We start from the raw sequence: 22,449 nt of genomic DNA on the forward strand, positions 1-22,449 counted from the left end.
GTCTTTAAGAGGAGCGCGCTGCATGACCGTGATCAAGCAAGACGACCTGATTCAGAGCGTCGCCGACGCCCTGCAATTCATCTCGTACTACCACCCCGTCGATTTCATCCAGGCCATGCACGAGGCCTATCTGCGTGAAGAGTCGCCAGCTGCCCGCGACTCCATCGCCCAGATCCTGATCAACTCGCGCATGTGCGCCACCGGCCACCGCCCGATCTGCCAGGACACCGGTATCGTTACCGTGTTCGTGCGCGTGGGCATGGACGTACGCTGGGACGGCGCCACCCTGAGCGTCGACGACATGATCAACGAGGGTGTGCGTCGCGCCTACAACCTGCCTGAAAACGTCCTGCGCGCCTCGATCCTGGCCGACCCGGCCGGTGCCCGCAAGAACACCAAGGACAACACCCCGGCAGTGATCCACTACTCCATCGTCCCCGGCGACAAGGTCGAGGTCGATGTCGCAGCCAAGGGCGGCGGCTCGGAGAACAAGTCGAAGATGGCCATGCTCAACCCGTCCGACTCGATCGTCGACTGGGTACTGAAGACCGTCCCGACCATGGGCGCTGGCTGGTGCCCGCCTGGCATGCTCGGCATCGGCATCGGCGGTACCGCCGAGAAGGCCGCCGTGATGGCCAAGGAAGTGTTGATGGAGTCCATCGACATCCACGAACTGAAAGCCCGTGGCCCGCAGAACCGCCTGGAAGAAATCCGCCTGGAGCTGTTCGAGAAGGTCAACCAGCTGGGCATCGGTGCCCAGGGCCTGGGTGGCCTGACCACCGTGCTCGACGTCAAGATCATGGACTACCCGACCCACGCCGCTTCGCTGCCGGTGTGCATGATCCCCAACTGCGCTGCCACCCGCCACGCCCACTTCGTGCTCGATGGCTCCGGCCCGGCAGAGCTGGAAGCGCCGTCGCTGGACGCCTACCCGGAAATCGTCTGGGAAGCCGGCCCGAGCGCCCGTCGCGTCAACCTCGACGCCATCACCCCGGAAGAGGTCGCCAGCTGGAAGCCGGGCGAAACCATCCTGCTCAACGGCAAGATGCTGACCGGCCGCGATGCCGCGCACAAGCGCATGGTCGAAATGCTCAACCGTGGCGAAGAGCTGCCGGTGGACCTGAAAGGCCGCTTCATCTACTACGTCGGCCCGGTCGACCCGGTCGGTGACGAAGTGGTAGGCCCGGCCGGCCCGACCACCGCTACCCGCATGGACAAGTTCACCCGCCAGATCCTCGAGCAGACCGGCCTGCTGGGCATGATCGGCAAGTCCGAGCGCGGCCCTGCCGCCATCGAGGCAATCAAGGACAACAAGGCCGTGTACCTGATGGCCGTCGGCGGCGCTGCCTACCTGGTGGCCCAGGCCATCCGCAAATCGAAGGTCCTGGCCTTCGCCGAACTGGGCATGGAAGCGATCTACGAGTTCGAGGTCAAGGACATGCCGGTGACCGTCGCCGTGGACAGCAACGGTGAGTCGGTACACATCACTGGCCCTGCCCTGTGGCAGAGCAAGATTGCCCAGAGCCTGGCAGTCGAAGTGAAGTAAGCCTGATGTAACCGTGTCGCCTTCTTCGCGGGTAAACCCGCTCCCACAGGGACAGCGCAAGCCTGGGGCTACGCGCTACCTGTGGGAGCGGGTTCACCCGCGAAGAGGCCGCCCCTGTTCTACACAATTCGTTCGAACTGCTCCGGCCAATCCCTGCGGGTAAACACCTGCCCTTCCCGCCTCACCCGCCGTACTTCCTCAAGGTCCACCTCACAGACCAGCCACTGACTAGTGGCAGGGCTCAATTCTTCACTCAAGGCCACCACCCCATCCCCCGGCATCCCGTGATCCGGCGGCACGAACAAGCCTGCCCGACCGATATTCTCATCCAGCGCCGGCGACCAGGGCGCCAGCCCCACCGTAGGGCTCTGCAACACCGCAAGCTGGTTCTCCAACGCCCGCGCCTGCGCGCCAATGCGCACCCGGTGATAACCCGCCTCGGTGTCAGTACAGCTCGGCGCCAGGATAAGGTCGGCACCACCCTCGGCCAAGCGCCGGGCCAGCATCGGGAATTCGTTGTCGTAGCAGATCAGGATCCCCAGGCGCCCCAGCTCGGTGTCAAACACCTGTAGTCCCTGGCCCGCGGCTATGTCCCACTGCTCCCGCTCGAAGCGGGTCATCATCAGCTTGTCCTGGTAGCCCAGCACGCCCTTGGGGCCGAATAGCCAGGCACGGTTGCGGTACCGCCCATCGCTGTCCAGCACAGGTACGCTTCCCGGTTGCAGGTAGATACCCCAGCGTCGGGCAAGGCTCTCGCACAGGGCTTTCCAGGGTTCGATCAGCGGCTGGATGCCGGCGATGGAGGCCTTCAGGTCACCTCGCTGTTCGGCACTCAGCTGCCCGCTGAGCACCAGCCCGGCGTACTCCGGCAACAGCAGCAGGCGGGCCCCCGCCTCCACCGCCTCGGCGCACAGGCCTTGCAGATGATCGGCATAGGCCTCCCAGGTTTCATGCAGCTCGATGGCGTACTGGCAGGCCGCCAGGCGGATCATATCGGCAGTTCCTTGAGCCAGAACGACATCAGCTTGTCGGAGCTTTCCTGCTCGTCCAGGTCGCGCCAGGCGTAACTGGTGCGCAGTGACGGGTCGTGCAAGAAGCCGCGGTTACGCCAGAAGCCATGCAACGGCTTGTAGTCCGCAGGCCGCCGCGGATGCACACCTGGCCGCTCGACCGCGCAGAACGCGCAGTAGTCGAACTCGGCCAGCTTGTGCGCGTAGGACTCGCGCTCGATGAAAAAGCGCACCCCCAGGCCCCGGCCACGGTACTCGGGCAATACCACCGATTCACCGAAGTAGTACACGCTGGCCGGGTCGCGCCCCTGGGCCAGGAACGGCTGCTGGAACTCGGGGGCGACATCGACCAGCGGCAGGCCGGTGGAGGCACCGACAACCTTACCGTCGTCCAGCGCCAGCACCACCAGGCTGCGCCCGGAGCGGGCATAGGTGGCCAGGTAGTCGGCCTCGTACTCCGGGGTGCCGTCGTAAAGGTAGGGAAACTCGCGGAACACGGTAAGGCGCAGGCGAGCGAGGTCATCGATGTAAGGCGCGATAGCAGCGCCGTGCAACAGGCGTATTTCCATGCTTGGCGGTCGTTTTGTCGATGTGGATGACGCGCTCGGCTAAGCCGGGCTTGAGGGGAAACCCTATCATCCGGAGCAACGACCCGCCTTTTCCCTCCACGACAGGTATTGTTCCATGACCGCTACCGAACTGGTAAATGCTTACTACGCCGCCTTCAACGCCGGAGACATGCCGGCCTTTCTCGCCCTGCTCAGCGAGGATGTGATCCACGACATCAACCAGGGCGAGCGACAGATGGGCAAGGCCCGGTTTGCCGCGTTCATGGACAAGATGAACCGCTGCTACCGCGAACGCCTGGCCGATATCGTGGTGATGCAGAACGCCGATGGCAGCCGCGCGGCGGCAGAGTTCACCGTGCATGGGGAATATCTGGCCGATGACGACGGGTTGCCGGCGGCCAACGGGCAAACCTATGTACTGCCGGCGGGGGCGTTCTTCTATATCCACTGCGGGAAGATTGCCCGGGTGACCAACTACTACAACCTCAATGACTGGGTCGAGCAGGTGGCCTGAGCCTGGTTGAGCTGTGTTGCCTGCACTGGCCTCATCACCGGCAAGCCAGCTCCCACAGAGATCCCACACGACTTGAGAGCAGTGAGGTACATGTGGGAGCGGGTTTATCGAGGCGTCGAACCGCCGCGAAGAGGCCCGGTCAGGCGATACGAGTGCCCAGCAATTTGAGGAAAGCCGCCAGCCACGCCGGATGCGCCGGCCATGCCGGTGCCGTCACCAGGTTGCCGTCCACATGCGCCTGGTCCACCGCGATATCGATGAATGTCCCACCCGCCAGGCGCACTTCCGGCGCACACGCCGGGTACGCACTGCATTCACGCCCTTCCAGCACACCGGCCGCTGCCAGCAACTGGGCACCATGGCATACCGCCGCGATCGGCTTGCCGGCCTGGTCGAATGCGCGCACCAGCTCCAGCACCTTTTCATCCAGACGCAGATACTCTGGCGCACGGCCACCCGGGATCAACAACGCGTCGTAACTCTCGGCCCGCACCCGCACAAAGTCATAATTCAAGGCAAAGTTGTGCCCCGGCTTTTCGCTGTAGGTCTGTTCGCCCTCGAAATCATGAATCGCGGTACGCACTGTCTGCCCCGCGACCTTTTCCGGGCATACCGCATGTACCGTGTGCCCGACCATGCTCAGTGCCTGGAACGGCACCATGACTTCATAATCTTCGACGTAGTCGCCGACCAACATGAGAATCTTCTTAGCCGTCATCGCACCCACTCCTTCGCTTGCCTAGAGACAGTCACTGCACGATAGCCGGTCTCAGTCGCGACGGTCGAGCAAGTTGACCACCAACCGGTCCAGCCAGCCCCATACCCGCTGCTTCACCCGCCGCCACAGCGGCCGGGAATGCCAATGGCCGAGGTCGACCACCTCGCTCAAGGCGAAATCACGCTCGAAGCTGGCTTGCACGGCAGCTGTCAGCGGCGGGTCGAGGGCCTCGATATTGGCCTCGAGATTGAAGCGCAGGTTCCAGTGATCGAAGTTGCACGAGCCGATACTGACCCAGTCGTCGATCAGCACCATCTTCAGGTGCAGGAAACACGGCTGGTACTCGTAGATGCGCACCCCGGCGCGCAGCAAACGGGGGTAATAGCGGTGCCCGGCGTAACGCACCGAGGGGTGATCGGTACGCGGCCCGGTCAGCAGCAGCCGCACATCGACGCCCTTGCTGGCAGCCCGGCGCAGTGACCGGCGCACGCTCCAGGTCGGCAGGAAGTAGGGTGTGGCCAGCCACACTCGCTGCTTGCCGCTGTTGATCGCCCGCACCAGCGAATGCAGGATGTCCTGATGCTGGCGGGCGTCGGCATAGGCTACCCGGCCCATGCCCTGCCCCTGTGCAGGTACCTTGGGCAGGCGCGGCAGGCCAAAGCCCTCGGCTGGGCGCCAGGCTGTGCGACGGTTGTTGGCGTGCCACTGACGGTCGAACAGCAACTGCCAGTCGTTCACCACCGGCCCCTGCATCTGTACCATCACCTCGTGCCATTCACTGGTCGCCTCGCCAGGCGTCCAGAACTCGTCAGTGACGCCCGTACCGCCCACCACGGCCCAGCGCTCATCCACCAACAGCAGCTTGCGGTGGTCGCGGTACAGGTTGCGCAGACCACGCTTCCAGCGCAGGCGGTTATACCAGCGCAGGTACACACCTGCATCCAACAGGCGCTGACGCAACTTGCTGTTGAAAGCCAGCGAGCCGTAGTCGTCGAACAGGCAGCGCACCCGCACGCCGCGTCGAGCGGCCTGCTCCAGCGCTTCGACCACCGCATCCGCGCAATCACCGGCCTCGACCAGGTACAGCTCCAGATCGACCTGGAACTCGGCGCGCACGATCGCCAGGAGCATGCGCGGAAAAAACTCGGGGCCGTCGATCAGCAGTTCGAACTGGTTGCCATCCCGCCAGGGAAAGACCGGCCCTGCCATGTCAGCGTGCGGTGAAGATCAGCACCGCGCTAACCGGTACCGACGGGTTGATGGACGTGAGCCCGGCGAACTTGCGCAGGCGTTGCAGCCCTGGCAGCAGGCCGAAATCCTCGGCGCGCAGCACCAGGGGTTCAAGGGTCACCACCTGGAAGCGTCGCTCGTCCAGGCGGGTGGCCAGCAGCAAGGCGTTGTAGCTGTGCGACTGGCCGTGAAGGGTTACGGTCAGCGGCAGGCGCAGCTCGATCTGGGCACCGTTGGCCAGGTCGTTGATCGGCCGCAGGTCCAGTTGCGCCTGCACTTTGGCTTCGGCAAAGCGCTCGACCTCGAACAGGTCCTCGCGCATGCGTTCGTCACGCAGCGGAATGCCGCTGCTCACCGAATCCATCTCGATGCTCAGCCCGGCCACGCCCTTGCGGTCGACCGTGCCATGCAGCACCAGAAAGCGGTGAACTTCGGCGGTGTTACCGTTCTTGCCGGTAATGAACGAAAGGCGCGAAGACTCGCCATCGAGGTGCCAGTTGGCGTGAGCGGGCAGGCAAAAAGCCAGCAACAAGGCAGGTAAAAGGCGGGGCAGCTTGAACATGACAGATCTCGTGAAACCAGGCCGCCAACCTTACCCGCCCGCCTTCACGGCAGCAAGCGGCAGCCCTCGCGCGGGCCTTGCCAGGCGGCCTGGTTGCGTCGGCCCAGGCCTTCGGCGGTCACCTGGCGCTGCTGGCTGTTTTCCTCCAGCAGGCTCAGCGGCAGCCATTGCTTCACGTAGCCTTGGCAATACGCTGGCTCGAAACCCATGACGAAGCGGCACGAGCAATATTCCTTGGCCGAGTAGGCCGAAAGGATGCCGGGGAAGTCCGCCAAGGCCTGGCGCTCGTGCCAGACCCAGTACACCAGCCCCAGAAACACCAGCAGCACTACCCGCTTCATGCCCCCTCCCCGGACAGCGCCGCCAGTATCCGCTTGAGCAGTTCGTCGTGCTGGTAACTGCCGTCGCGGTCATCGCCGTAACGCACGATCACCAGTTTTTGCGTGGGCAGCACGTACAGCGCCTGGCCCCAGTGGCCAAGAGCTGCGTAGGTGTCTGCGGGCGCACTCGGCCACGGCCGTGCAGCACCGGCCAACGGCTGGTTCAGCCACCAGTGACCGCCGGGGTTGGCTTCGCCGGGCACCGCTTCGGCCTCGGCAAACGGCGTGCGGTTGAAGGCCACCCAAGATTTGGGCAGCAATTGCCGATCCTGCCAGCGCCCGTCGCGCTGCATCAGCAGGCCGATGCGTGCCAGGTCGCGAGCGGTGAGGTACAGATAGGACGAGCCCACGTAGGTACCCGCCCGATCGCGCTCCCATACCGCGCTGTCGATACCCAGCGGGGTGAACAGCGCATGCCAGGGGTAGTCGGGGTACTGACCAGCATCGAGCATGCCGTACAGCGCGGCGGCCAGCAGGTTGCTGTCGCCACTGGAGTAAAGAAACCGCTGGCCTGGGCTGGCCACCGTTTCCCGCGCTGCCGCATAGGCCGCCATGTCCTCGCGGCCACGGGTATACAGCATGGCCACCACCGAGGACTTGAGCGGGGCGTACTCGTAGTCCTCCTGCCAGTCCAGGCCGCTGGCCCAATGCAGCAGGTCGACCATGTGCACGCCAGGATGGGCCTGCATGGGCGGGTAGAAGCGGGTAACCGGGTCCTGCAGCTGGAAGCGGCCTTCGCCCTGGGCTACGCCCAGCAGCGTGGCAAGGACGCTCTTGCTGATCGACCAGGTGAGGTGCGCGGTGGCAGCACTGGTCGGGGGGGCGTAGCGTTCATGGAGGATGCGACCGTCGCGAATGATCAGCAGCGCGTCGGTGCGGATGCCGCTGCGCTCGGGGGTGGTGCGTGCGGGGAAGGCGTAGGCGTCGACGGCTTGCCAATCGAGGGAGGTGTTGTCGATTGGCCAGTCCGGAGTTGGCCAGACCTCGGCTTTGGCGGTTCCCGTAGCCATGCAAAAAAGCAGCAGCAGACTTTTCAGCATCCCGTTTCAGGCTCGCAACTTTTGGGGCTGCTGCGCAGCCCTTTCGCGACACAAGGCCGCTCCCACAGGGAACAGCGCTGCTCTTGCTTTTGTGGGAGCGGCCTTGTGTCGCGAAAGGGCCGCAAAGCGGCCCCACGATTCATGGAATCACACAAATCTAACAGGCATTCATGACAACCCCGCAGCAGCCCACGCCTTGTTCAGCCGCTTCTCCCGCGCCGCCGCCGCCAGCGCCATCACCCCCTGGTCACGCTGCCAGATCTGCGCCCAATGCGCTGGCCCCGCCGCCAACGCGGCATCGATCTCCCCCCGCAGCGCCTGGAACTGTGCAAACAGGCCCCCCAGCAACAAATGGCAGCCAACACTATCGGCACACTGCCGGCTGCCCTCGGCACACCCAGCCAGTAACCCAAGCAACTGCAGGCGCAGGGCCTGTGGCCAGGCACACTCCTGCCCCACGCCATACAGCCAGGCCGTCAACGCCGTAAGCACATACAGGTCCTCCAGCGAACGGAACGGCTTTACATAAGCATCCCAACCATCACCGGCCAGCAACTCGCACGCCGCCTGCTCCAGTATCAATCGCCCATGCCCCACCTCCGGCATCAGCGGCAGGGTCGGCAGCGCTTCCAGCGTCACACCTGGCTCCCCGGGGTAGACCACTGCCAGGTTCAATTGTGGGGCCGCGCCCGTCGCCTCGCAGCGCGCCGCCACCAGCAGCCATTCCGCCTCCAGGCCTGCAGTGACGAAGTCCTTGCTGCCGGTCAGCCGCAAGCCGTCCAGGCGCGTGCGCATGTCCGCCGGCCGCACGCTGCGCCGTTCGGTGGCACACAGGGCACCGAGGCTGGGTGGGGCACTGGGCCACAGCACGCGTAAGGCGGCCTGGTAGCCGACCAGGAAAGCCAGGCCCGGGGTGGCCATTGCGCGCCCACCGAGCACCGCCAGTTCGAACGGGGCAACCGGGCCAAGGCGCTCGAGCAGCGCTGCGTAGGTTTCGCCCAGGGTGCCCGCCAACGCTTGGCGAAGCGGGTCGTTGAGTCGTTGCAACCAGGCCATCGGTCGGCTCCTTGCTGAGGGGCTTTCTGTTAAGACTCAGAGGGTGTCACGCAAGCATCACCAAAGATTCACAGGGGTGACACCCCGTCTACCTAGGCTGACTTTGCACAACAAAGCCGACCGGCCGCAACCCTTCATGGCTGGCTTATGGAGACTCGTAATGACTCGGATCGCTCACGCTGGCGACAACAGCACCGAACGCCGTCTGCAAGCCGAACGCCTGGTTGGCGCCGCGGCCCTGCAAGAAGCCCAGGCCCTGCGCTACAAAGTGTTCAGCGCCGAATTCAAGGCCAGGCTCAAAGGTGCCGAGCAAGGCCTGGACATGGACGACTACGACGTGCACTGCCGCCACATTGGCGTACGCGACCTGAACACCGGCGAGCTGGTTGCCACCACCCGCCTGCTCGACCATCAGGCCGCCAGTAGCCTGGGCCGCTTCTATAGCGAAGAAGAATTCAGCCTGCACGGCCTGATGCAACTGCAGGGCCCGATCCTGGAACTGGGCCGCACCTGCGTAGCCTCCGACTACCGCAACGGCGGCACCATCGCCGTGCTCTGGGGCGAACTGGCCGAAGTGCTCAACGAAGGCCGCTACAGCTATCTGATGGGCTGCGCCAGCATCCCCATGCACGATGGCGGGGTACAGGCCCATGCGGTGATGCAGCGCCTGCGTGACCGCTACCTGTGCACCGAACACCTGCGGGCCGAGCCAAAGAACCCGTTGCCCAACCTGGCCCTACCAAACAACGTCATTGCCGAAATGCCACCGCTACTCAAGGCGTACATGCGCCTGGGCGCGAAGATCTGCGGTGAGCCGTGCTGGGACGAAGACTTCCAGGTGGCCGACGTGTTCATCCTGCTCAAGCGCGACGAGCTGTGCCCGCGCTACGCCCGCCACTTCAAGGCAGCGGTCTGATGCCGAAGTTGCGGGCACTGACCCGCCTGACTCGACTGCTGCTGGTACTGCTGCTGGGCATGCTGATGGCCAGCTTGATCGCCCTGGGCGAACGCCTGGGACTCAAGGCGCCCATCGAGCGTCGCCAGCGCTGGACCTGCCTGTTCATGAAGCGCTTGGTCGCAGCCCTGCCTTTCGAAGTACGGGTGATCGGCGAACTGCCACAACGGCCGATGTTGTGGGTCAGCAACCACGTGTCCTGGACCGATATCCCCCTGCTCGGCATGCTGCTGCCGCTGTCCTTCCTGTCCAAGGCTGAAGTGCGCCACTGGCCGATGGCCGGCTGGCTGGCGGAAAAGGCCGGCACCCTGTTCATCCGCCGTGGCGGGGGCGACAGTCAGCGCCTGCGTGAGCAGATCGCCGGGCAGCTGGGCCTGGGCCGACCGCTGCTGATCTTCCCGGAAGGCACTACTACCAGCGGCCGTACCCTGCGCACCTTCCATGGCCGCCTGCTGGCAGGCGCCATCGACCGCGGCGTAGCGGTGCAGCCGGTCGCCATCCAGTACCTGCGCAATGGCCAGACCGACCCGATTGCGCCATTCATCGGCGATGATGACCTGGTGTCGCACCTGATGCGCCTGTTCGCCCAGCCACGGGGTGAGGTATGCATTCACCTGTTGCGGCCAATCGGTAGCGTGGGCAAGGAGCGAGCGGTGCTGGCGTTACAGGCGCAGCAGGCGATTCACCTGGCGTTGTTCGGGGTTGAAGAGGTTGAGCTGGCGCCACGACGGCAGGCGCGGGCTGCCTGAGCTTTTGCACTATCTGTTCTGGCCCTTTCGCGGGTGAACCCGCTCCCACAGGGACCGCACACATCCTGAACTCTGTGGTGTACCTGTGGGAGCGGGTTTACCCGCGAAGAGGCCGGCAATGCCAACCCAGCATTAACTGTCAGACATCCGCCCCGCCGCCGCAAATACCTGCAACTGCGGGTAAAACTCCCTGAAGTCCGCCATCAGCGGCTCATACAACTGCTCCAGCTCACCCATCACCCCGACCATTCCCTCTGGCCGCGACAAGCGCCGGGCAATGCCGTTGAACACCTGCTCCAGCGTGGCAAAGTCGCCATACGCCCCCAGCCAGTCATCCGCCGCCATGAACGGCGCAATCCGCGCCAGCCGCCCCGGCAACTCAGGCTCAGCCAGCAGCACCCGATAAAAGTCCCCGGTGAACTGCTCCAGCGGCTGCTCGGCATAATCCCGCCAATGCCGCGCCAGGCAATGGTCGAAAAACACATCCAGAACGATGCCGGCAAAACGACGCCGTTCCCGTGGGAAACGCGCCAGCGCCGCCAGCACCAACGGGTGCTGGTCGGTATAGCTGTCGATATGCCGGTGCAGACGGATGGCCGCCTCCAGCGCAGGCGGGAAGCGCCCTTCCAGCGAGCCTTTGACGAAGTCACCATAAAGGCTGCCAAGCAGTTGTTGCGGCGCCGGGCCGCCAAGGTGCAGGTGTGCGAGGTAGTTCATGAGCGCAGTCTAGCACCGCTGGGTAATATATCGTTATAACGCGATATAGCGATTCATGCTCAGCTCAGAACCTCTTGGTATTTGTATATCGAGGAATCACGATTTACATTTCGCCTTATCGCGATATACCGCTACAACGAGCCTCAACCCATGCCTCTCGATCTCGACGAAATCATAAAAGCGCTGGCCCATCCGGTCAGGCGAGAAATCCTCAGCTGGCTGAAGGACCCGGCAACGCAATTTCCCGACCAGTATCACAGCACCGAGAACGGTGTGTGTGCCGGGCAGATCGACCAACGCTGCGGCCTGTCGCAGTCGACCGTCTCCGCCCACCTGGCCACCCTGCAGCGCGCCGGGCTGATCAGCAGCCAGAAGATCGGCCAATGGCACTTCTTCAAACGTAACGAAGCCACCATCCAGGCGTTTCTCGAACAACTGCGCCAAGCACTCTGAACAGGCAGGTAACCGTCATGACCACGCTTTTCGATCCGATCACCCTGGGCGACCTGCAACTGCCCAACCGCATCATCATGGCCCCGCTCACGCGCTGCCGGGCCGATGAAGGCCGCGTGCCCAATGCGCTGATGGCCGAATACTACGTACAACGCGCCAGCGCCGGGCTGATCCTCAGCGAGGCGACCTCGGTCAGCGCCATGGGCGTCGGCTACCCGGATACCCCTGGTATCTGGAACGACGAGCAGGTGCGTGGCTGGAACAATGTGACAAAGGCCGTGCATGCCGCTGGCGGGCGCATCTTCCTGCAGCTTTGGCACGTTGGCCGCATCTCCCACCCCAGCTACCTGAACGGCGAGCTGCCGGTGGCCCCCAGCGCGATCCAGCCCAAGGGCCATGTAAGCCTGGTGCGCCCGCTCAGTGACTACCCCACCCCACGCGCGCTGGAAACCGAAGAAATCATCGACATCGTCGAGGCCTACCGCAGCGGTGCCGAGAATGCCAAGGCTGCCGGTTTCGATGGCGTGGAGATCCACGGTGCCAATGGCTACCTGCTCGACCAGTTCCTGCAGAGCAGCACCAACCAGCGCACCGACCGCTACGGTGGCTCGCTGGAAAACCGTGCGCGTCTGCTGCTGGAAGTGACCGATGCGGCCATCGAGGTGTGGGGTGCGGGCCGTGTAGGCGTGCACCTGTCACCGCGTGCCGATATCCATGACATGGGCGACGCTGACCGCGCCGAAACCTTTACCTACGTGGCCCGTGAACTGGGCAAGCGGGGCATTGCTTTCATCTGCTCGCGGGAAAAGGAAGCCGATGACAGCATCGGCCCGTTGATCAAGGAGGCGTTCGGTGGCCCGTATATCGTCAATGAACGGTTTGACAAGGCCAGTGCCAATGAGGCCCTGGCCAGTGGCAAGGCGGACGCCGTAGCGTTTGGCGTGCCGTTCATCGCCAACCCTGACCTGCCGGCGCGGCTGGCAGCGGATGCGCCGTTGAACGAGGCGCGGCCGGAGACCTTCTATGGCAAGGGGGCGGTGGGGTATATCGACTATCCGCGGTTGTGATTGAGGGCCATTCGCGGGCGTGCCCGCGAAGAAGGCTCAGGTGATCTCAGGGCCGGGCATTGATCTGCTGCTGCAGGTTCTGGATCTGGCTCTGCAAGGTATTCAGGTTGCGGGTCGTCTGCGCCCGGAAGGCATCGAACTCCTGCACCGAAGCACCACCGGACGCTGCCGCAGCCGGGCGGTTGTCGATCTGGCTCTTGAGCACCAGAATGTCCTGTTCCAGGTCCTGGATGGCCGCACTCGGGTTACCCTGCTTCTTCAGCGCAGCCACCTCGCTGCCCAGGCTCTTGAGCTGCCCGTCCAGCTTGGCGCCATCCACCTGCGCGGCCTTCAGCGCCGCAACCTGTTCGTTCAGGCCCTTGAGCTGGGTATCCAGCTTGCCACCATCGACCTGGCCCGAGCGCAATGCGGCCAGCTCGCCATTCACCAGCTTCAATTGCGTCTGCAATTGGCTTTGCAGCTCGGTCACGACCTTCTGCTGTTCACGGGTATCGGCCAACACCTGCTCCAGGCGTTTGCCCAGGTCGCCGGTCTGCCCGGCCACCCCCTTCTGCAACTGACGCAGCTGCAGCTTCAGCGCCTCGCTGTTGGTAGTGGCGCCGGATTCGCTGGCCGCCACCTTGCCGCTGATCGCCTGCAGGCGCCCGGCCGCCTCTTCGCTGATGCGGGCGAAGCTTTCCTGGGTTGCCACCAGTTGCTGTTCCATCAGCGAGATCTGCTGGAAACTCCACCAGCCAAGGCCCGCCAAGGCAATGAACGAGGCCCCGAGCAATGCCCACAGCGGCGCCGTGCTGGCACCGCGAGCGGCTTTCTGGCGGCTACGCACCACGTGCGCCGGCATCAGTTCGTCATCGTCATGGGTGCCGGCCCGCAGGGTAGGCACGTCATCGTAGTCATCGTGAGCATGGTTACGCATGGATACATTCAACCGCGGTAGTCGCAAAGAGGCACGAGTATAAACCGCCAGCGCGGCGCATTGATGACCATTGTCCGCCCCGCGACATCATTGCCCCGGCGGCTGGTGCTTCCACCAGGCACAGAACTCATCCAGCGCCGTCCACAGGCTGACCTTGGGCTGGTAGTCCAGGTACTGCCGGGCGCGGCTGATATCCAGGGTGAAATCGCGGCTCATCACCTGCATCCCCAGGCGCGACAGGGTCGGTTGCGGGCGCCCCGGCCACAACATGCAGGCCGCCTCGTTCAGCGCGGCCAGGCTGTAGGCCAGGCCATAGGAGCGGTAACGGGTAACTTGCGGCAGTTGCATCTGACGCATCACGTAGTTGACCACGTCCCACAGCGGCAGTGGCTGGCCATTGCTGATGTTGTAGGCCTGCCCCAGCGCCCGGTCGTCGGCGAACAGGGCGCTGAGAAGCGCCTCGTTAAGGTTGTGCACGCTGGTGAAATCGACTTTGTTCAGGCCGTTGCCGATGATCGCCACACGACCTTTGCGCTGCATCTGCATCAGCCGCGGGAAGATACTGGCATCGCCGGCGCCGGTGACGAAGCGTGGGCGCAGCGCCAGCACCTCGAGGCCGAACTCCTGGGCACCGAACACTTTCTGCTCGGCCATGTGCTTGGTCTGCCCGTAGTGGTCGTGGAAACGGCGCGGCACCTGGTCTTCACGGATGTCCAGGCGCGAGCGGCCATTGAAGTAGATCGACGGCGACGACAGGTGCACCAGGCGTCGTACGTGCTCCTTCAAACAGCCCTCGACCACGTTTTCGGTGACCACCACATTGCCTTGGTAGAAGTCCTGGTAGCGCCCCCAGTTGCCCACCGCGCCAGCGCAGTGCACCACCGCCTCGACACCCTGACACAGGCGGCGGGCCAGCTCGGCATCACCCAGGTCGCCAGGGATGAACTGGGCCCCGCGCTTGACCAGGTGCTCGACCCCTTCGGCTCGACGGCCGCTGACCCGCACGTCCAGGCCCTGCTCCAGGGCAAAGCGCGCAAAGCGCCCGCCAATGAAGCCACTCGCGCCGGTGACCAGAATTCGCATGTAAGACTCCGTCTTGCCAGATTTCAGATGCAACTGACGCCAGCCGTGCCTACAAGGGCACCAGCCATTGCCGTGCGGTGTGCCGCAGGTGGTCGGTCAGTTGCGCGAGCAGTTGCCCGCCATTGCGCCAATGATGCCAGTACAGCGGCACATCGATGGGGGTATCGCTGCAGATTTCTACCAACTGACCGCCTGCCAGTTGCTCGCGAGCCTGCAGTTCGGGCACCAGGCCCCAGCCCAGACCGGCTTCGGTCATACGCAGGAAGCCTTCGGACGACGGACACAAGTGGTGCAGGAAGCCGCCCTCGATGCCCAGTGATGCCAGGTAGCGGTGTTGCAGGAAGTCGTCTGGGCCGTACACGATCGCCGGGGTACGAGCCAGGCGGCTGGCGGCGAAGCCCTGCGGAAAATGCTGCGCCATGAACCCGGGACTGGCCAGCGCCCGGTAACGCATGGCGCCCAGCGGCAGGCTACGCGCCCCGGCCACCGGCCGCTCGCTGCCACACAGGCAGGCCGCCACTTCGCCCGCACGCATGCGTTTCAGGCCCACTTCCTGGTCTTCCACCACCAGATCGGTCAGCACGTTCTGCTGTGCGCAAAAGTTGCCCACCGCGCCGGCCCACCAGGTGGCCAGGCTGTCGGCGTTGAGGGCAATGCGCAGGCGCTCCGGCATGCCCTCCTCGTCCAGCGCCGGCACCTGGCGCTGCAGGTCGCGTTCCAGCAGACGCACCTGCTGTACATGGTTGAGCAACTGGCGGCCGACTTCGGTCGGGCTTGGTGGTGTGGCACGCACCAGCACCGGCTGCCCGACTCGCGCCTCGAGCAGCTTGATGCGCTGGGAGATGGCCGACTGCGACAAGCCCAGTACCTGCGCCGCGCGTTCGAATCCACCCTGTTCGATCACCGCAGCGAGGGCAGCCAGCAGCTTGTAGTCGAACATCGATTTTCCTAATGACAGATCAGCTTTATTTGTTTTTCTTATACAGCGTGGTTCATCACAATGGCCAGCATCTTTTACGGCAATTCATTTCTGGAGAGCACGCCATGTGGCAAAGCTATCTAAACGGCATGCTCGTGGCCTTCGGCCTGATCATGGCCATCGGTGCACAGAACGCCTTCGTCCTCGCCCAGAGCTTGCGTCGCGAGCATCACCTGCCGGTGGCGGCGCTGTGCATCATTTGTGACGCGATCCTGGTAGCGGCTGGAGTGTTCGGCCTGGCAACAGTGCTGGCGCACAACCCGACCTTGCTGGCGGTGGCTCGCTGGGGCGGCGCGGTGTTCCTGATCTGGTACGGCAGCAAGGCTTTGCGCAGCGCCTGCTCAAGCCAGAGCCTGCAACACCAGCAAGGCCAAGGCATGCGCTCGCGCCGTGCCGTGCTGCTCAGCGCCCTGGCAGTGACCCTGCTGAACCCGCACGTGTACCTCGATACGGTGTTACTGATCGGCTCGCTGGGCGCCCAGCAGACCGCACCTGGTGCCTACGTGGCCGGCGCCGCCAGTGCCTCGCTGCTGTGGTTCTCGACCCTGGCGATCGGCGCGGCCTGGCTGGCACCGTGGCTGGCACGGCCGGCGACCTGGCGCATGCTCGACCTGATGGTGGCGGTGATGATGTTCGCGGTGGCGGCGCAGTTGATCTTCAACTGACCCTGGGCTTGTCACAACATTTTTAGCGCCTGGCAGATCGAGCGCCGCCCGCGCGGCGCTTCGCGGGGCAAGCCCGCTCCCACATTTGTTGCAACGTGGCCATGCCTGTGAGGCCATGGTTGGCAGCCTTGTTGGCATGACTGGATTTCGAGGTGGGCATTGATGCCGCCCCACCTGCCTCAAGACCGGCACCAAGGCAAGCAACCATGCCCTGGCAGGTTCGGCACGTTGCAACAAATGTGGGAGCGGGCTTGCCCCGCGAAGCGCCGCGCGGGCGGCGCTCGATCTGCCAGGCGCCACAAGGGGTAAGCCGAGCACCACTGGTCGGCACGCCCCACCCGCTCTGGAACCTCTATTCCCTATCTTTGTTGCGTGGTTATGCGCCGGGCCCGGTGCTATGATCCAGCCCTTGCGTCGCAAAGAGTACAGATTCGCCGACGCTTATCGGGCCGCCCGTGATCGGCCTTGCGCAAACCGCAAACAGACCTGAATCAGGAGATCTACCATGGCTTTTGAATTGCCGCCGCTGCCGTACGCCCACGATGCCCTGCAGCCGCACATCTCCAAGGAAACCCTGGAGTATCACCACGACAAGCACCACAACACCTATGTCGTGAACCTGAACAACCTGGTCCCAGGCACCGAATTCGAAGGCAAGACCCTGGAAGAGATCGTCAAGACCTCTTCGGGCGGCATCTTCAATAACGCCGCTCAAGTCTGGAACCACACCTTCTACTGGAACTGCCTGGCACCAAACGCCGGTGGCCAGCCGACCGGTGCCCTGGCTGACGCCATCAACGCCGCTTTCGGTTCCTTCGACAAGTTCAAGGAAGAGTTCACCAAGACTTCGGTTGGCACCTTCGGTTCCGGCTGGGGCTGGCTGGTGAAGAAGGCTGACGGTTCCCTGGCCCTGGCCAGCACCATCGGCGCCGGCTGCCCGCTGACCAGCGGCGACACCCCGCTGCTGACCTGCGATGTCTGGGAACACGCCTACTACATCGACTACCGCAACCTGCGTCCGAAGTACGTCGAGGCGTTCTGGAACCTGGTCAACTGGGCCTTCGTTGCCGAACAGTTCGAAGGCAAGACCTTCAAGGCCTGAGTCGTTCAGCCCTGACGAAAGACCCGGCCCCGTGCCGCAATGCTGTCATTCCAGCATTGCCATCCGCGCCGGGCTTCTTCGAAAATCCGATGCCAGTCCCCTGGCATCGGATTTTTTCATGGGGGCTGCGGTGCCTTCAGGAAACGTACCGCTCAAGCCAGCCAAGGCTCTGCGCAGTAGCACCCGTAGGCCGATACTCACACCCAACCCACCCCGCATACCCGCGCTGCTCCAGAGCCGCAAACAACCCAGCAACATCCATCTGCCCCGTCCCCGGCTGATGCCGCCCCGGACAGTCGGCCACCTGCACATGCACCGTCCGATCAAAGAACTGCGACAGCACATCGGCAGCATTTCCGGTCAGTAACTGTGCATGGTAGAGATCAAGGATCAACCCGACACTCGCATGCATCTCCAGCACCCGCTGCGCCTTGCTGAAATCGGACAGGTAATACCCCGGCATTTCCTGCGCGCAGATCACCTCGATCAATGGCCGCAGCCCCTGGTCCTCGAAATACTTCACGGCATAGTCCAGGTTGCTCGCATAGACCTTGTCGGCGCCATCCTCGTCGGTTATCCCGGACATCAGGTGCACATCCGCACACGCCAGTGTGCGGGCATAGCTGACTGCCTGGCGCAACCCGTCACGGAACTCGGGCTCCTTGCCCGCCACCGCAGCAATGCCCTTGGTAACGCCAGCCGGTGCGGCAAACTGGACCAGTGACAACGAATATTGCGCCAGTTGATCAGCCAACAGGCTCGCATCGAATTCATAGGGCGACGGGAATTCCACCGCACGAAATCCTGCGGCAGCGGCGGCTTCGATACGCTGCATAAAAGGCAGTTCGTTGAACTGGAAGCCGAGGTGAGCATTGAATTTGAGCATGTGTATAGATCCATCCCGGGAAGAAAACATTCATCGATCCAAAGCCTGAGTCGCGGCTCCGGCACTGCGCTGGCAGCAACTGCGCCAGCTCGCTGCGTACAAATACTCACATCCTCCGTGTGTGGTATTTTCCTGCCTCAGTTCGCCCCAAATCTGCTGGGTCGACTGAAGTCAACCCTTCGGAATTCAGCCTGTGATCAAGAAAGACCTCGCCCTGCAGTTGGCCCCTCGCGTCATCGAGATGATCCGCACCCGGTCGATGAAGGCCGGCGAGCCATTGCGCGAGCAGACCTTCGCCCAAGCCTTCGATGTCTCCCGCTCCCCGATTCGCAGGGTATTTGCCCTGCTTGCCGAGTGGAACATCGCGGTGCAGGAGCCCAATCGCGGCTATTTTTTGAAACAGGACGCCGGGCAGATCCAGGAAACCACCCCCACCTGCGACCCGTTCGAAGACTTCTACCTGCGCGTGGTGGACGACATACTCAGCGGGGAAATCCCTGCCGAGTTCTTTGAGGCCCAATTACTGCGACGCTACTCCGTGCCCCGCGGGCAACTGCTCAAGGTCCTCAACCGGCTGGCAAGCGAAGCCATGGTCGAGCGCAAGCCCGGACAAGGCTGGAGCCTCAACGAATTCGTACACAACGCCCAGACCCACATCCAGAGCTACCGCTTCCGCATGGCCATCGAGCCGGCCGCACTGCGCGAGCCGGACTACAAGGTCAACCAGGCCGCATTTGCCAAGGCAAGGGCGCAACAGCAGGCCATGCTCGACGGCGAAATTCACACGCTGTCACGTGCCCAACTGTTCGAAATTGGCGCCCGGTTTCACGAAATGATCGTGGAATGCTCGGGCAACCTCTTCTTCATCGATGCCATACGCAGGCAAAACCAGCTCAGACGCTTCATGAGTTACAAAGCCAACGTCGACCGCAGTCGCCTGAGGACGCAATGCCTGGAGCATCTGCACCTGCTCGACTTGATCGAGTCCGGTCGGCGCGAGGAAGCCGCTCAATTTCTCTGGAAGCACCTGGACGAAGTCGGCCGGCTCAAGACCCGTCAGGATGCCTTGCAGGAAAGCCAGCAGGCGTAACCCATTCCTCCACCTTCCTTTCATTACCCGCGCGCCAGATCAGAGGGGCAGCTTAGCTATTGCACCCAATTCACACAAGATACAAAACAATACCTGAAAACCAGCAGCGGAAGTAAATTTAGCGTCACTTATTGTATTTCATTGCAACAACAAGCAATTATTCGCATCGATCGGATGCACTGGGGCACCGAATCACACAGGGATGATTGCAATGGATCAAGGAATGTTGGCTAAAGGGACGAGGATCTCGAGCCTACTGTTCGGGGTGTACACGATTCTGCTGGCCCTGCTTGGCCTGATGCTGGCCTGCCAGGGAGGCGTGCTGGTCAGTGCCGCCAGCTCGCCTTACTACGCGATGATGGGTACCGCATTACTGCTGGCAGCGGCACTCATGGGCCTGAAGAAGTCGCTCGGCATCTATCTCTACGGCGTAGCATCCCTGGCCACCTACGGCTGGGCGATCTGGGAGTCCGGCGACAACGGCTGGGCCTATATCCCACGCCAAGCCTGGCTGGCACTACTCAGTGTGATCTTTCTGGCCTTCTGGCCCCTGGTACGACGCGACTTTGCCAACGTCAACAAGGCAGTGTATTTCAGCATCATGGGCCTACTGCCGCTGTTGATGGCTGCCACCCTACTGACACCGCAGTTCTTTCCCAACGCCGTTCACTTGGCCGACTCGCCTGCTATCACCGCGCATACATAACAACCGTTCAGCCGCAGCACGGTGACATCACCAAACGCCAACGTCGCCGCGTCCCACGACAAAACCAACTGGAGCGCCAATCGGCCAGCACAGTTTTCACCTGCGCCCCACCCGCAAAACGCTTGCTCAGCCCGCATACCACGCTAACATCAAAGCTTTGGACGATTGATACAGCGCATTCAAGTTGCGGGGTCAGGCAACCGATACACTGCTCAAGGTTGGCCGGTAGTGTATCGTCATCGTTGATGGCAAAATGATGCCATGCGCATGGATTAAGGAAACCCCATTGAAGCTGGAATTGCGGAACAGCTTGTCGGTCAAGTTGCTCAGGGTCGTGCTGCTGTCTGCGCTGGCGGTGGGCGTAGTGCTCAGCTGTGCGCAAATCATCTACGACACCTACAAGACCCGCCAGGCCGTGAACAACGATGCCCACCGCATCCTCGACATGTTCCGCGACCCTTCGACCCAGGCGGTGTACAGCCTCGACCGCGAAATGGGCATGCAGGTAATGGAAGGCCTGTTCCAGGACGAATCGGTACGCATGGCCTCCATCGGCCACCCCAACGAAACCATGCTGGCAGAAAAGTCCCGCCCACTGCAGGACATGCCCATGCGCTGGCTGACCGACCTGATCCTCGGCCAGGAACGTACCTACACCACGCAACTGGTCGGCCGCGGCCCCTACAGCGAATACTACGGCGACCTGAGCATCACCCTCGACACCTCGTCCTACGGCGAAGACTTCCTGATCAACGCCGTGATCATCTTTATTTCCGGCGTGCTGCGGGCCCTGGCCATGGGCCTGGTGCTGTATCTGGTCTACCATTGGCTGCTGACCAAACCGCTGTCGAAGATCATCGAGCACCTCACCCAGATCAACCCTGACCGCCCCAGCCAGCACCAACTGCCGTTGCTCAAGGGCCACGAGAAGAACGAACTGGGCCTGTGGGTGAATACCGCCAACCAGCTACTGGCCTCGATCGAGCGTAACACTCACCTGCGCCACGAAGCGGAAAACAGCCTGCAACGCATGGCTCAGTACGACTTCCTCACCGGCCTGCCCAACCGCCAGCAACTGCAGCAGCAACTGGACAAGATCATCGTCGACGGCAGCCGCCTGCAACACCGGGTGGCAGTGCTGTGCGTGGGCCTGGACGACTTCAAGGGCATCAACGAACAGTTCAGCTATCAGGTCGGCGACCAGTTGCTGCTGGCCCTGGCCGACCGCCTGCGCGCCCACAGCGGCCGCCTGGGCGCCCTGGCCCGGCTGGGCGGTGACCAGTTCGCCCTGGTGCAGGCCAATATCGAGCAGCCCTACGAAGCGGCCGAACTGGCGCAGAGTATCCTCGACGACCTGGAAGTGCCGTTCGACCTCGACCACCACCGGCAGATTCGCCTGCGCGCCACCATCGGCATCACCCTGTTCCCGGAAGACGGCGACAGCACCGAGAAGCTGCTGCAGAAAGCCGAACAGACCATGACCCTGGCCAAGGCCCGTTCACGCAACCGCTACCAGTTCTACATCGCCAGCGTCGACAGCGAGATGCGCCGCCGTCGCGAACTGGAAAAGGACCTGCGCGAAGCCCTGCCGCGCAACCAGCTGTACCTGGTGTACCAGCCACAGATCAGCTACCGCGATCACCGCGTGGTCGGTGTCGAGGCACTGCTGCGCTGGCAGCATCCGGAACTGGGCATGGTACCGCCAGACCAGTTCATTCCCCTGGCCGAACAGAACGGCAGCATCATCAGCATCGGCGAATGGGTGCTCGACCAGGCCTGCCGGCAATTGCGCGAATGGCATGACATGGGCTTCAGCGACCTGCGCATGGCAGTCAACCTGTCCACGGTGCAACTGCACCACAACGAACTGCCACGGGTAGTCAACAACCTGCTGCAGGCCTACCGCCTGCCGCCACGCAGCCTGGAGCTGGAAGTCACCGAGACCGGCCTGATGGAAGACATCAGCACCGCCGCCCAGCACCTGCTGAGCCTGCGCCGCTCCGGAGCACTGATTGCCATCGACGACTTCGGTACCGGCTACTCATCGCTCAGTTACCTGAAATCGCTGCCGCTGGACAAGATCAAGATCGACAAGAGCTTTGTCCAGGACCTGCTGGACGACGATGACGACGCCACCATCGTTCGCGCCATCATCCAGCTGGGCAAGAGCCTGGGAATGCAGGTGATCGCCGAAGGCGTGGAAACAGCCGAACAGGAAACCTACATCGTCGCCCAGGGTTGCCACGAAGGCCAGGGCTACCACTACAGCAAGCCGCTGTCGGCCCGTGAGCTGACCAACTTCCTCAAGCAGGCGCAGCGCAATCAGGTTTCGATACTCTGAGCCGCCTGACCGGTTACAGGCCGTGACTGGCATTTACACGAATTGCACGCCCGCCCCTTTACAGCAAATGCAAATCTTTCGCATGATGTTGCCGTTTCGCGTGCCACGGCGCACG

Annotated in this window: 24 protein-coding genes; 11 read left to right on the plus strand and 13 right to left on the minus strand. The window is 63.2% G+C overall.

From position 1 onward, the window contains the following. The first annotated feature begins 22 nt into the window (after positions 1-22). Positions 23-1,546: a fumarate hydratase gene (locus CAY82_RS06135; RefSeq protein ID WP_025340505.1), complete on the plus strand. Its 1,524-nt coding sequence runs from the start codon at positions 23-25 to the stop codon at positions 1,544-1,546. A 119-nt stretch (positions 1,547-1,665) separates the two neighbouring features. Here CAY82_RS06135 and CAY82_RS06140 read toward each other — a convergent pair whose 3' ends face one another. Further along, the gene (locus CAY82_RS06140; protein ID WP_087500387.1) at positions 1,666-2,538 is read right to left on the minus strand and encodes a carbon-nitrogen hydrolase family protein; all 873 of its coding nucleotides are present in this window, start codon (positions 2,536-2,538) and stop codon (positions 1,666-1,668) included. Continuing rightward, positions 2,535-3,125, minus strand: a complete 591-nt coding sequence (locus CAY82_RS06145) for a GNAT family N-acetyltransferase (protein ID WP_087500388.1) — start codon at positions 3,123-3,125, stop codon at positions 2,535-2,537. Before CAY82_RS06145 ends, CAY82_RS06140 begins: the two co-directional genes overlap by 4 nt. 115 nt (positions 3,126-3,240) lie before the next feature. Between CAY82_RS06145 and CAY82_RS06150 the strand changes: the two genes are divergently transcribed. Continuing rightward, entirely contained in the window at positions 3,241-3,639 is a 399-nt protein-coding gene (locus tag CAY82_RS06150; protein ID WP_087500389.1) for a nuclear transport factor 2 family protein, read from the plus strand. A gap of 139 nt (positions 3,640-3,778) precedes the next feature. Here the strand turns inward: CAY82_RS06150 and CAY82_RS06155 are convergent, their stop codons facing one another. The 6 genes from CAY82_RS06155 to CAY82_RS06180 form a co-directional block, all read right to left on the minus strand. Continuing rightward, positions 3,779-4,357: a DJ-1/PfpI family protein gene (locus tag CAY82_RS06155; protein WP_087500390.1), complete on the minus strand. Its 579-nt coding sequence runs from the start codon at positions 4,355-4,357 to the stop codon at positions 3,779-3,781. 51 nt (positions 4,358-4,408) lie between these two features. Further along, entirely contained in the window at positions 4,409-5,566 is a 1,158-nt protein-coding gene (locus CAY82_RS06160; protein WP_087500391.1) for a phosphatidylserine/phosphatidylglycerophosphate/cardiolipin synthase family protein, read from the minus strand. A 1-nt stretch (position 5,567) separates the two neighbouring features. Then, positions 5,568-6,149, minus strand: coding sequence for a YceI family protein (locus CAY82_RS06165; RefSeq protein ID WP_087500392.1), 582 nt, complete (start codon positions 6,147-6,149; stop codon positions 5,568-5,570). Positions 6,150-6,193: 44 nt separating this feature from the next. After that, on the minus strand, positions 6,194-6,490 hold the full coding sequence (locus CAY82_RS06170) for an amidase (protein WP_087500393.1): 297 nt from the start codon (positions 6,488-6,490) through the stop codon (positions 6,194-6,196). Next, positions 6,487-7,569: a serine hydrolase gene (locus tag CAY82_RS06175; RefSeq protein ID WP_087500394.1), complete on the minus strand. Its 1,083-nt coding sequence runs from the start codon at positions 7,567-7,569 to the stop codon at positions 6,487-6,489. Before CAY82_RS06175 ends, CAY82_RS06170 begins: the two co-directional genes overlap by 4 nt. 168 nt (positions 7,570-7,737) lie before the next feature. After that, the gene (locus tag CAY82_RS06180; protein WP_087500395.1) at positions 7,738-8,625 is read right to left on the minus strand and encodes an acyl-CoA dehydrogenase; all 888 of its coding nucleotides are present in this window, start codon (positions 8,623-8,625) and stop codon (positions 7,738-7,740) included. 160 nt (positions 8,626-8,785) lie between these two features. On the opposite strand from CAY82_RS06180, the gene olsB reads away from it, so the two are divergent. Together olsB and CAY82_RS06190 are read left to right on the plus strand one after the other, a co-directional pair. Continuing rightward, positions 8,786-9,541: an L-ornithine N(alpha)-acyltransferase gene (gene olsB / locus CAY82_RS06185; RefSeq protein WP_087500396.1), complete on the plus strand. Its 756-nt coding sequence runs from the start codon at positions 8,786-8,788 to the stop codon at positions 9,539-9,541. Continuing rightward, on the plus strand, positions 9,541-10,329 hold the full coding sequence (locus tag CAY82_RS06190) for a lysophospholipid acyltransferase family protein (protein ID WP_087500397.1): 789 nt from the start codon (positions 9,541-9,543) through the stop codon (positions 10,327-10,329). Before olsB ends, CAY82_RS06190 begins: the two co-directional genes overlap by 1 nt. Before the next feature lie 132 nt (positions 10,330-10,461). Here the strand turns inward: CAY82_RS06190 and CAY82_RS06195 are convergent, their stop codons facing one another. Next, positions 10,462-11,046 (minus strand): ACP phosphodiesterase, encoded by a 585-nt coding sequence (locus tag CAY82_RS06195; RefSeq protein WP_087500398.1) that lies wholly within the window; start codon positions 11,044-11,046, stop codon positions 10,462-10,464. 150 nt (positions 11,047-11,196) lie between these two features. Between CAY82_RS06195 and CAY82_RS06200 the strand changes: the two genes are divergently transcribed. Further along, positions 11,197-11,499 (plus strand): helix-turn-helix transcriptional regulator, encoded by a 303-nt coding sequence (locus tag CAY82_RS06200; protein ID WP_003258229.1) that lies wholly within the window; start codon positions 11,197-11,199, stop codon positions 11,497-11,499. A 17-nt stretch (positions 11,500-11,516) separates the two neighbouring features. Further along, positions 11,517-12,566 (plus strand): alkene reductase, encoded by a 1,050-nt coding sequence (locus CAY82_RS06205; RefSeq protein ID WP_087500399.1) that lies wholly within the window; start codon positions 11,517-11,519, stop codon positions 12,564-12,566. 46 nt (positions 12,567-12,612) lie between these two features. Here the strand turns inward: CAY82_RS06205 and CAY82_RS06210 are convergent, their stop codons facing one another. The 3 genes from CAY82_RS06210 to CAY82_RS06220 form a co-directional block, all read right to left on the minus strand. Next, the gene (locus CAY82_RS06210) at positions 12,613-13,482 is read right to left on the minus strand and encodes an ATPase (RefSeq protein ID WP_087500400.1); all 870 of its coding nucleotides are present in this window, start codon (positions 13,480-13,482) and stop codon (positions 12,613-12,615) included. 87 nt (positions 13,483-13,569) lie between these two features. Continuing rightward, complete coding sequence (locus CAY82_RS06215; protein ID WP_087500401.1) at positions 13,570-14,565, minus strand: NAD(P)-dependent oxidoreductase; 996 nt, start codon at positions 14,563-14,565, stop codon at positions 13,570-13,572. Between the two features lie 49 nt (positions 14,566-14,614). After that, the gene (locus tag CAY82_RS06220; protein ID WP_087500402.1) at positions 14,615-15,505 is read right to left on the minus strand and encodes a LysR family transcriptional regulator ArgP; all 891 of its coding nucleotides are present in this window, start codon (positions 15,503-15,505) and stop codon (positions 14,615-14,617) included. A gap of 104 nt (positions 15,506-15,609) precedes the next feature. On the opposite strand from CAY82_RS06220, the gene CAY82_RS06225 reads away from it, so the two are divergent. Together CAY82_RS06225 and CAY82_RS06230 are read left to right on the plus strand one after the other, a co-directional pair. Beyond that, entirely contained in the window at positions 15,610-16,209 is a 600-nt protein-coding gene (locus tag CAY82_RS06225) for a LysE/ArgO family amino acid transporter (RefSeq protein WP_087500403.1), read from the plus strand. A 505-nt stretch (positions 16,210-16,714) separates the two neighbouring features. Then, a complete protein-coding gene (locus CAY82_RS06230; RefSeq protein WP_039612983.1) occupies positions 16,715-17,311 on the plus strand; it encodes a superoxide dismutase in 597 nt (198 codons plus the stop codon). Between the two features lie 136 nt (positions 17,312-17,447). Here the strand turns inward: CAY82_RS06230 and CAY82_RS06235 are convergent, their stop codons facing one another. Then, complete coding sequence (locus tag CAY82_RS06235) at positions 17,448-18,197, minus strand: hydroxypyruvate isomerase family protein (RefSeq protein WP_087500404.1); 750 nt, start codon at positions 18,195-18,197, stop codon at positions 17,448-17,450. 193 nt (positions 18,198-18,390) lie between these two features. Between CAY82_RS06235 and CAY82_RS06240 the strand changes: the two genes are divergently transcribed. From CAY82_RS06240 to CAY82_RS06250, 3 genes are all read left to right on the plus strand, one after another. Continuing rightward, positions 18,391-19,287 carry a GntR family transcriptional regulator gene (locus tag CAY82_RS06240; protein WP_087500405.1) on the plus strand — a complete coding sequence of 299 codons (897 nt, stop codon included), beginning with the start codon at positions 18,391-18,393 and terminating at the stop codon, positions 19,285-19,287. Positions 19,288-19,552: 265 nt separating this feature from the next. Next, positions 19,553-19,993, plus strand: a complete 441-nt coding sequence (locus CAY82_RS06245) for a hypothetical protein (RefSeq protein WP_256576229.1) — start codon at positions 19,553-19,555, stop codon at positions 19,991-19,993. Between the two features lie 286 nt (positions 19,994-20,279). After that, positions 20,280-22,334 carry a bifunctional diguanylate cyclase/phosphodiesterase gene (locus CAY82_RS06250; protein ID WP_170931031.1) on the plus strand — a complete coding sequence of 685 codons (2,055 nt, stop codon included), beginning with the start codon at positions 20,280-20,282 and terminating at the stop codon, positions 22,332-22,334. Positions 22,335-22,449: the final 115 nt, after the last annotated feature.

The sequence above is a fragment of the Pseudomonas sp. SID14000 genome, from assembly GCF_002165135.1.
Taxonomy (GTDB): domain Bacteria; phylum Pseudomonadota; class Gammaproteobacteria; order Pseudomonadales; family Pseudomonadaceae; genus Aquipseudomonas.

Excerpts from the sequence above, each read along its gene's own strand:
- CAY82_RS06180 (WP_087500395.1), bottom strand. The coding sequence starts at position 8,625 with ATGGCCTGGTTGCAACGACTCAACGACCCGCTTCGCCAAGCGTTGGCG.
- CAY82_RS06170 (WP_087500393.1), bottom strand. The coding sequence starts at position 6,490 with ATGAAGCGGGTAGTGCTGCTGGTGTTTCTGGGGCTGGTGTACTGGGTC.
- CAY82_RS06200 (WP_003258229.1), top strand. The coding sequence starts at position 11,197 with ATGCCTCTCGATCTCGACGAAATCATAAAAGCGCTGGCCCATCCGGTC.
- CAY82_RS06145 (WP_087500388.1), bottom strand. The coding sequence starts at position 3,125 with ATGGAAATACGCCTGTTGCACGGCGCTGCTATCGCGCCTTACATCGAT.
- CAY82_RS06150 (WP_087500389.1), top strand. The coding sequence starts at position 3,241 with ATGACCGCTACCGAACTGGTAAATGCTTACTACGCCGCCTTCAACGCC.
- CAY82_RS06225 (WP_087500403.1), top strand. The coding sequence starts at position 15,610 with ATGTGGCAAAGCTATCTAAACGGCATGCTCGTGGCCTTCGGCCTGATC.
- CAY82_RS06155 (WP_087500390.1), bottom strand. The coding sequence starts at position 4,357 with ATGACGGCTAAGAAGATTCTCATGTTGGTCGGCGACTACGTCGAAGAT.
- CAY82_RS06220 (WP_087500402.1), bottom strand. The coding sequence starts at position 15,505 with ATGTTCGACTACAAGCTGCTGGCTGCCCTCGCTGCGGTGATCGAACAG.
- CAY82_RS06235 (WP_087500404.1), bottom strand. The coding sequence starts at position 18,197 with ATGCTCAAATTCAATGCTCACCTCGGCTTCCAGTTCAACGAACTGCCT.
- CAY82_RS06140 (WP_087500387.1), bottom strand. The coding sequence starts at position 2,538 with ATGATCCGCCTGGCGGCCTGCCAGTACGCCATCGAGCTGCATGAAACC.
- CAY82_RS06230 (WP_039612983.1), top strand. The coding sequence starts at position 16,715 with ATGGCTTTTGAATTGCCGCCGCTGCCGTACGCCCACGATGCCCTGCAG.
- CAY82_RS06135 (WP_025340505.1), top strand. The coding sequence starts at position 23 with ATGACCGTGATCAAGCAAGACGACCTGATTCAGAGCGTCGCCGACGCC.
- CAY82_RS06175 (WP_087500394.1), bottom strand. The coding sequence starts at position 7,569 with ATGCTGAAAAGTCTGCTGCTGCTTTTTTGCATGGCTACGGGAACCGCC.
- CAY82_RS06160 (WP_087500391.1), bottom strand. The coding sequence starts at position 5,566 with ATGGCAGGGCCGGTCTTTCCCTGGCGGGATGGCAACCAGTTCGAACTG.
- olsB (WP_087500396.1), top strand. The coding sequence starts at position 8,786 with ATGACTCGGATCGCTCACGCTGGCGACAACAGCACCGAACGCCGTCTG.
- CAY82_RS06205 (WP_087500399.1), top strand. The coding sequence starts at position 11,517 with ATGACCACGCTTTTCGATCCGATCACCCTGGGCGACCTGCAACTGCCC.
- CAY82_RS06190 (WP_087500397.1), top strand. The coding sequence starts at position 9,541 with ATGCCGAAGTTGCGGGCACTGACCCGCCTGACTCGACTGCTGCTGGTA.
- CAY82_RS06210 (WP_087500400.1), bottom strand. The coding sequence starts at position 13,482 with ATGCGTAACCATGCTCACGATGACTACGATGACGTGCCTACCCTGCGG.
- CAY82_RS06165 (WP_087500392.1), bottom strand. The coding sequence starts at position 6,149 with ATGTTCAAGCTGCCCCGCCTTTTACCTGCCTTGTTGCTGGCTTTTTGC.
- CAY82_RS06215 (WP_087500401.1), bottom strand. The coding sequence starts at position 14,565 with ATGCGAATTCTGGTCACCGGCGCGAGTGGCTTCATTGGCGGGCGCTTT.
- CAY82_RS06195 (WP_087500398.1), bottom strand. The coding sequence starts at position 11,046 with ATGAACTACCTCGCACACCTGCACCTTGGCGGCCCGGCGCCGCAACAA.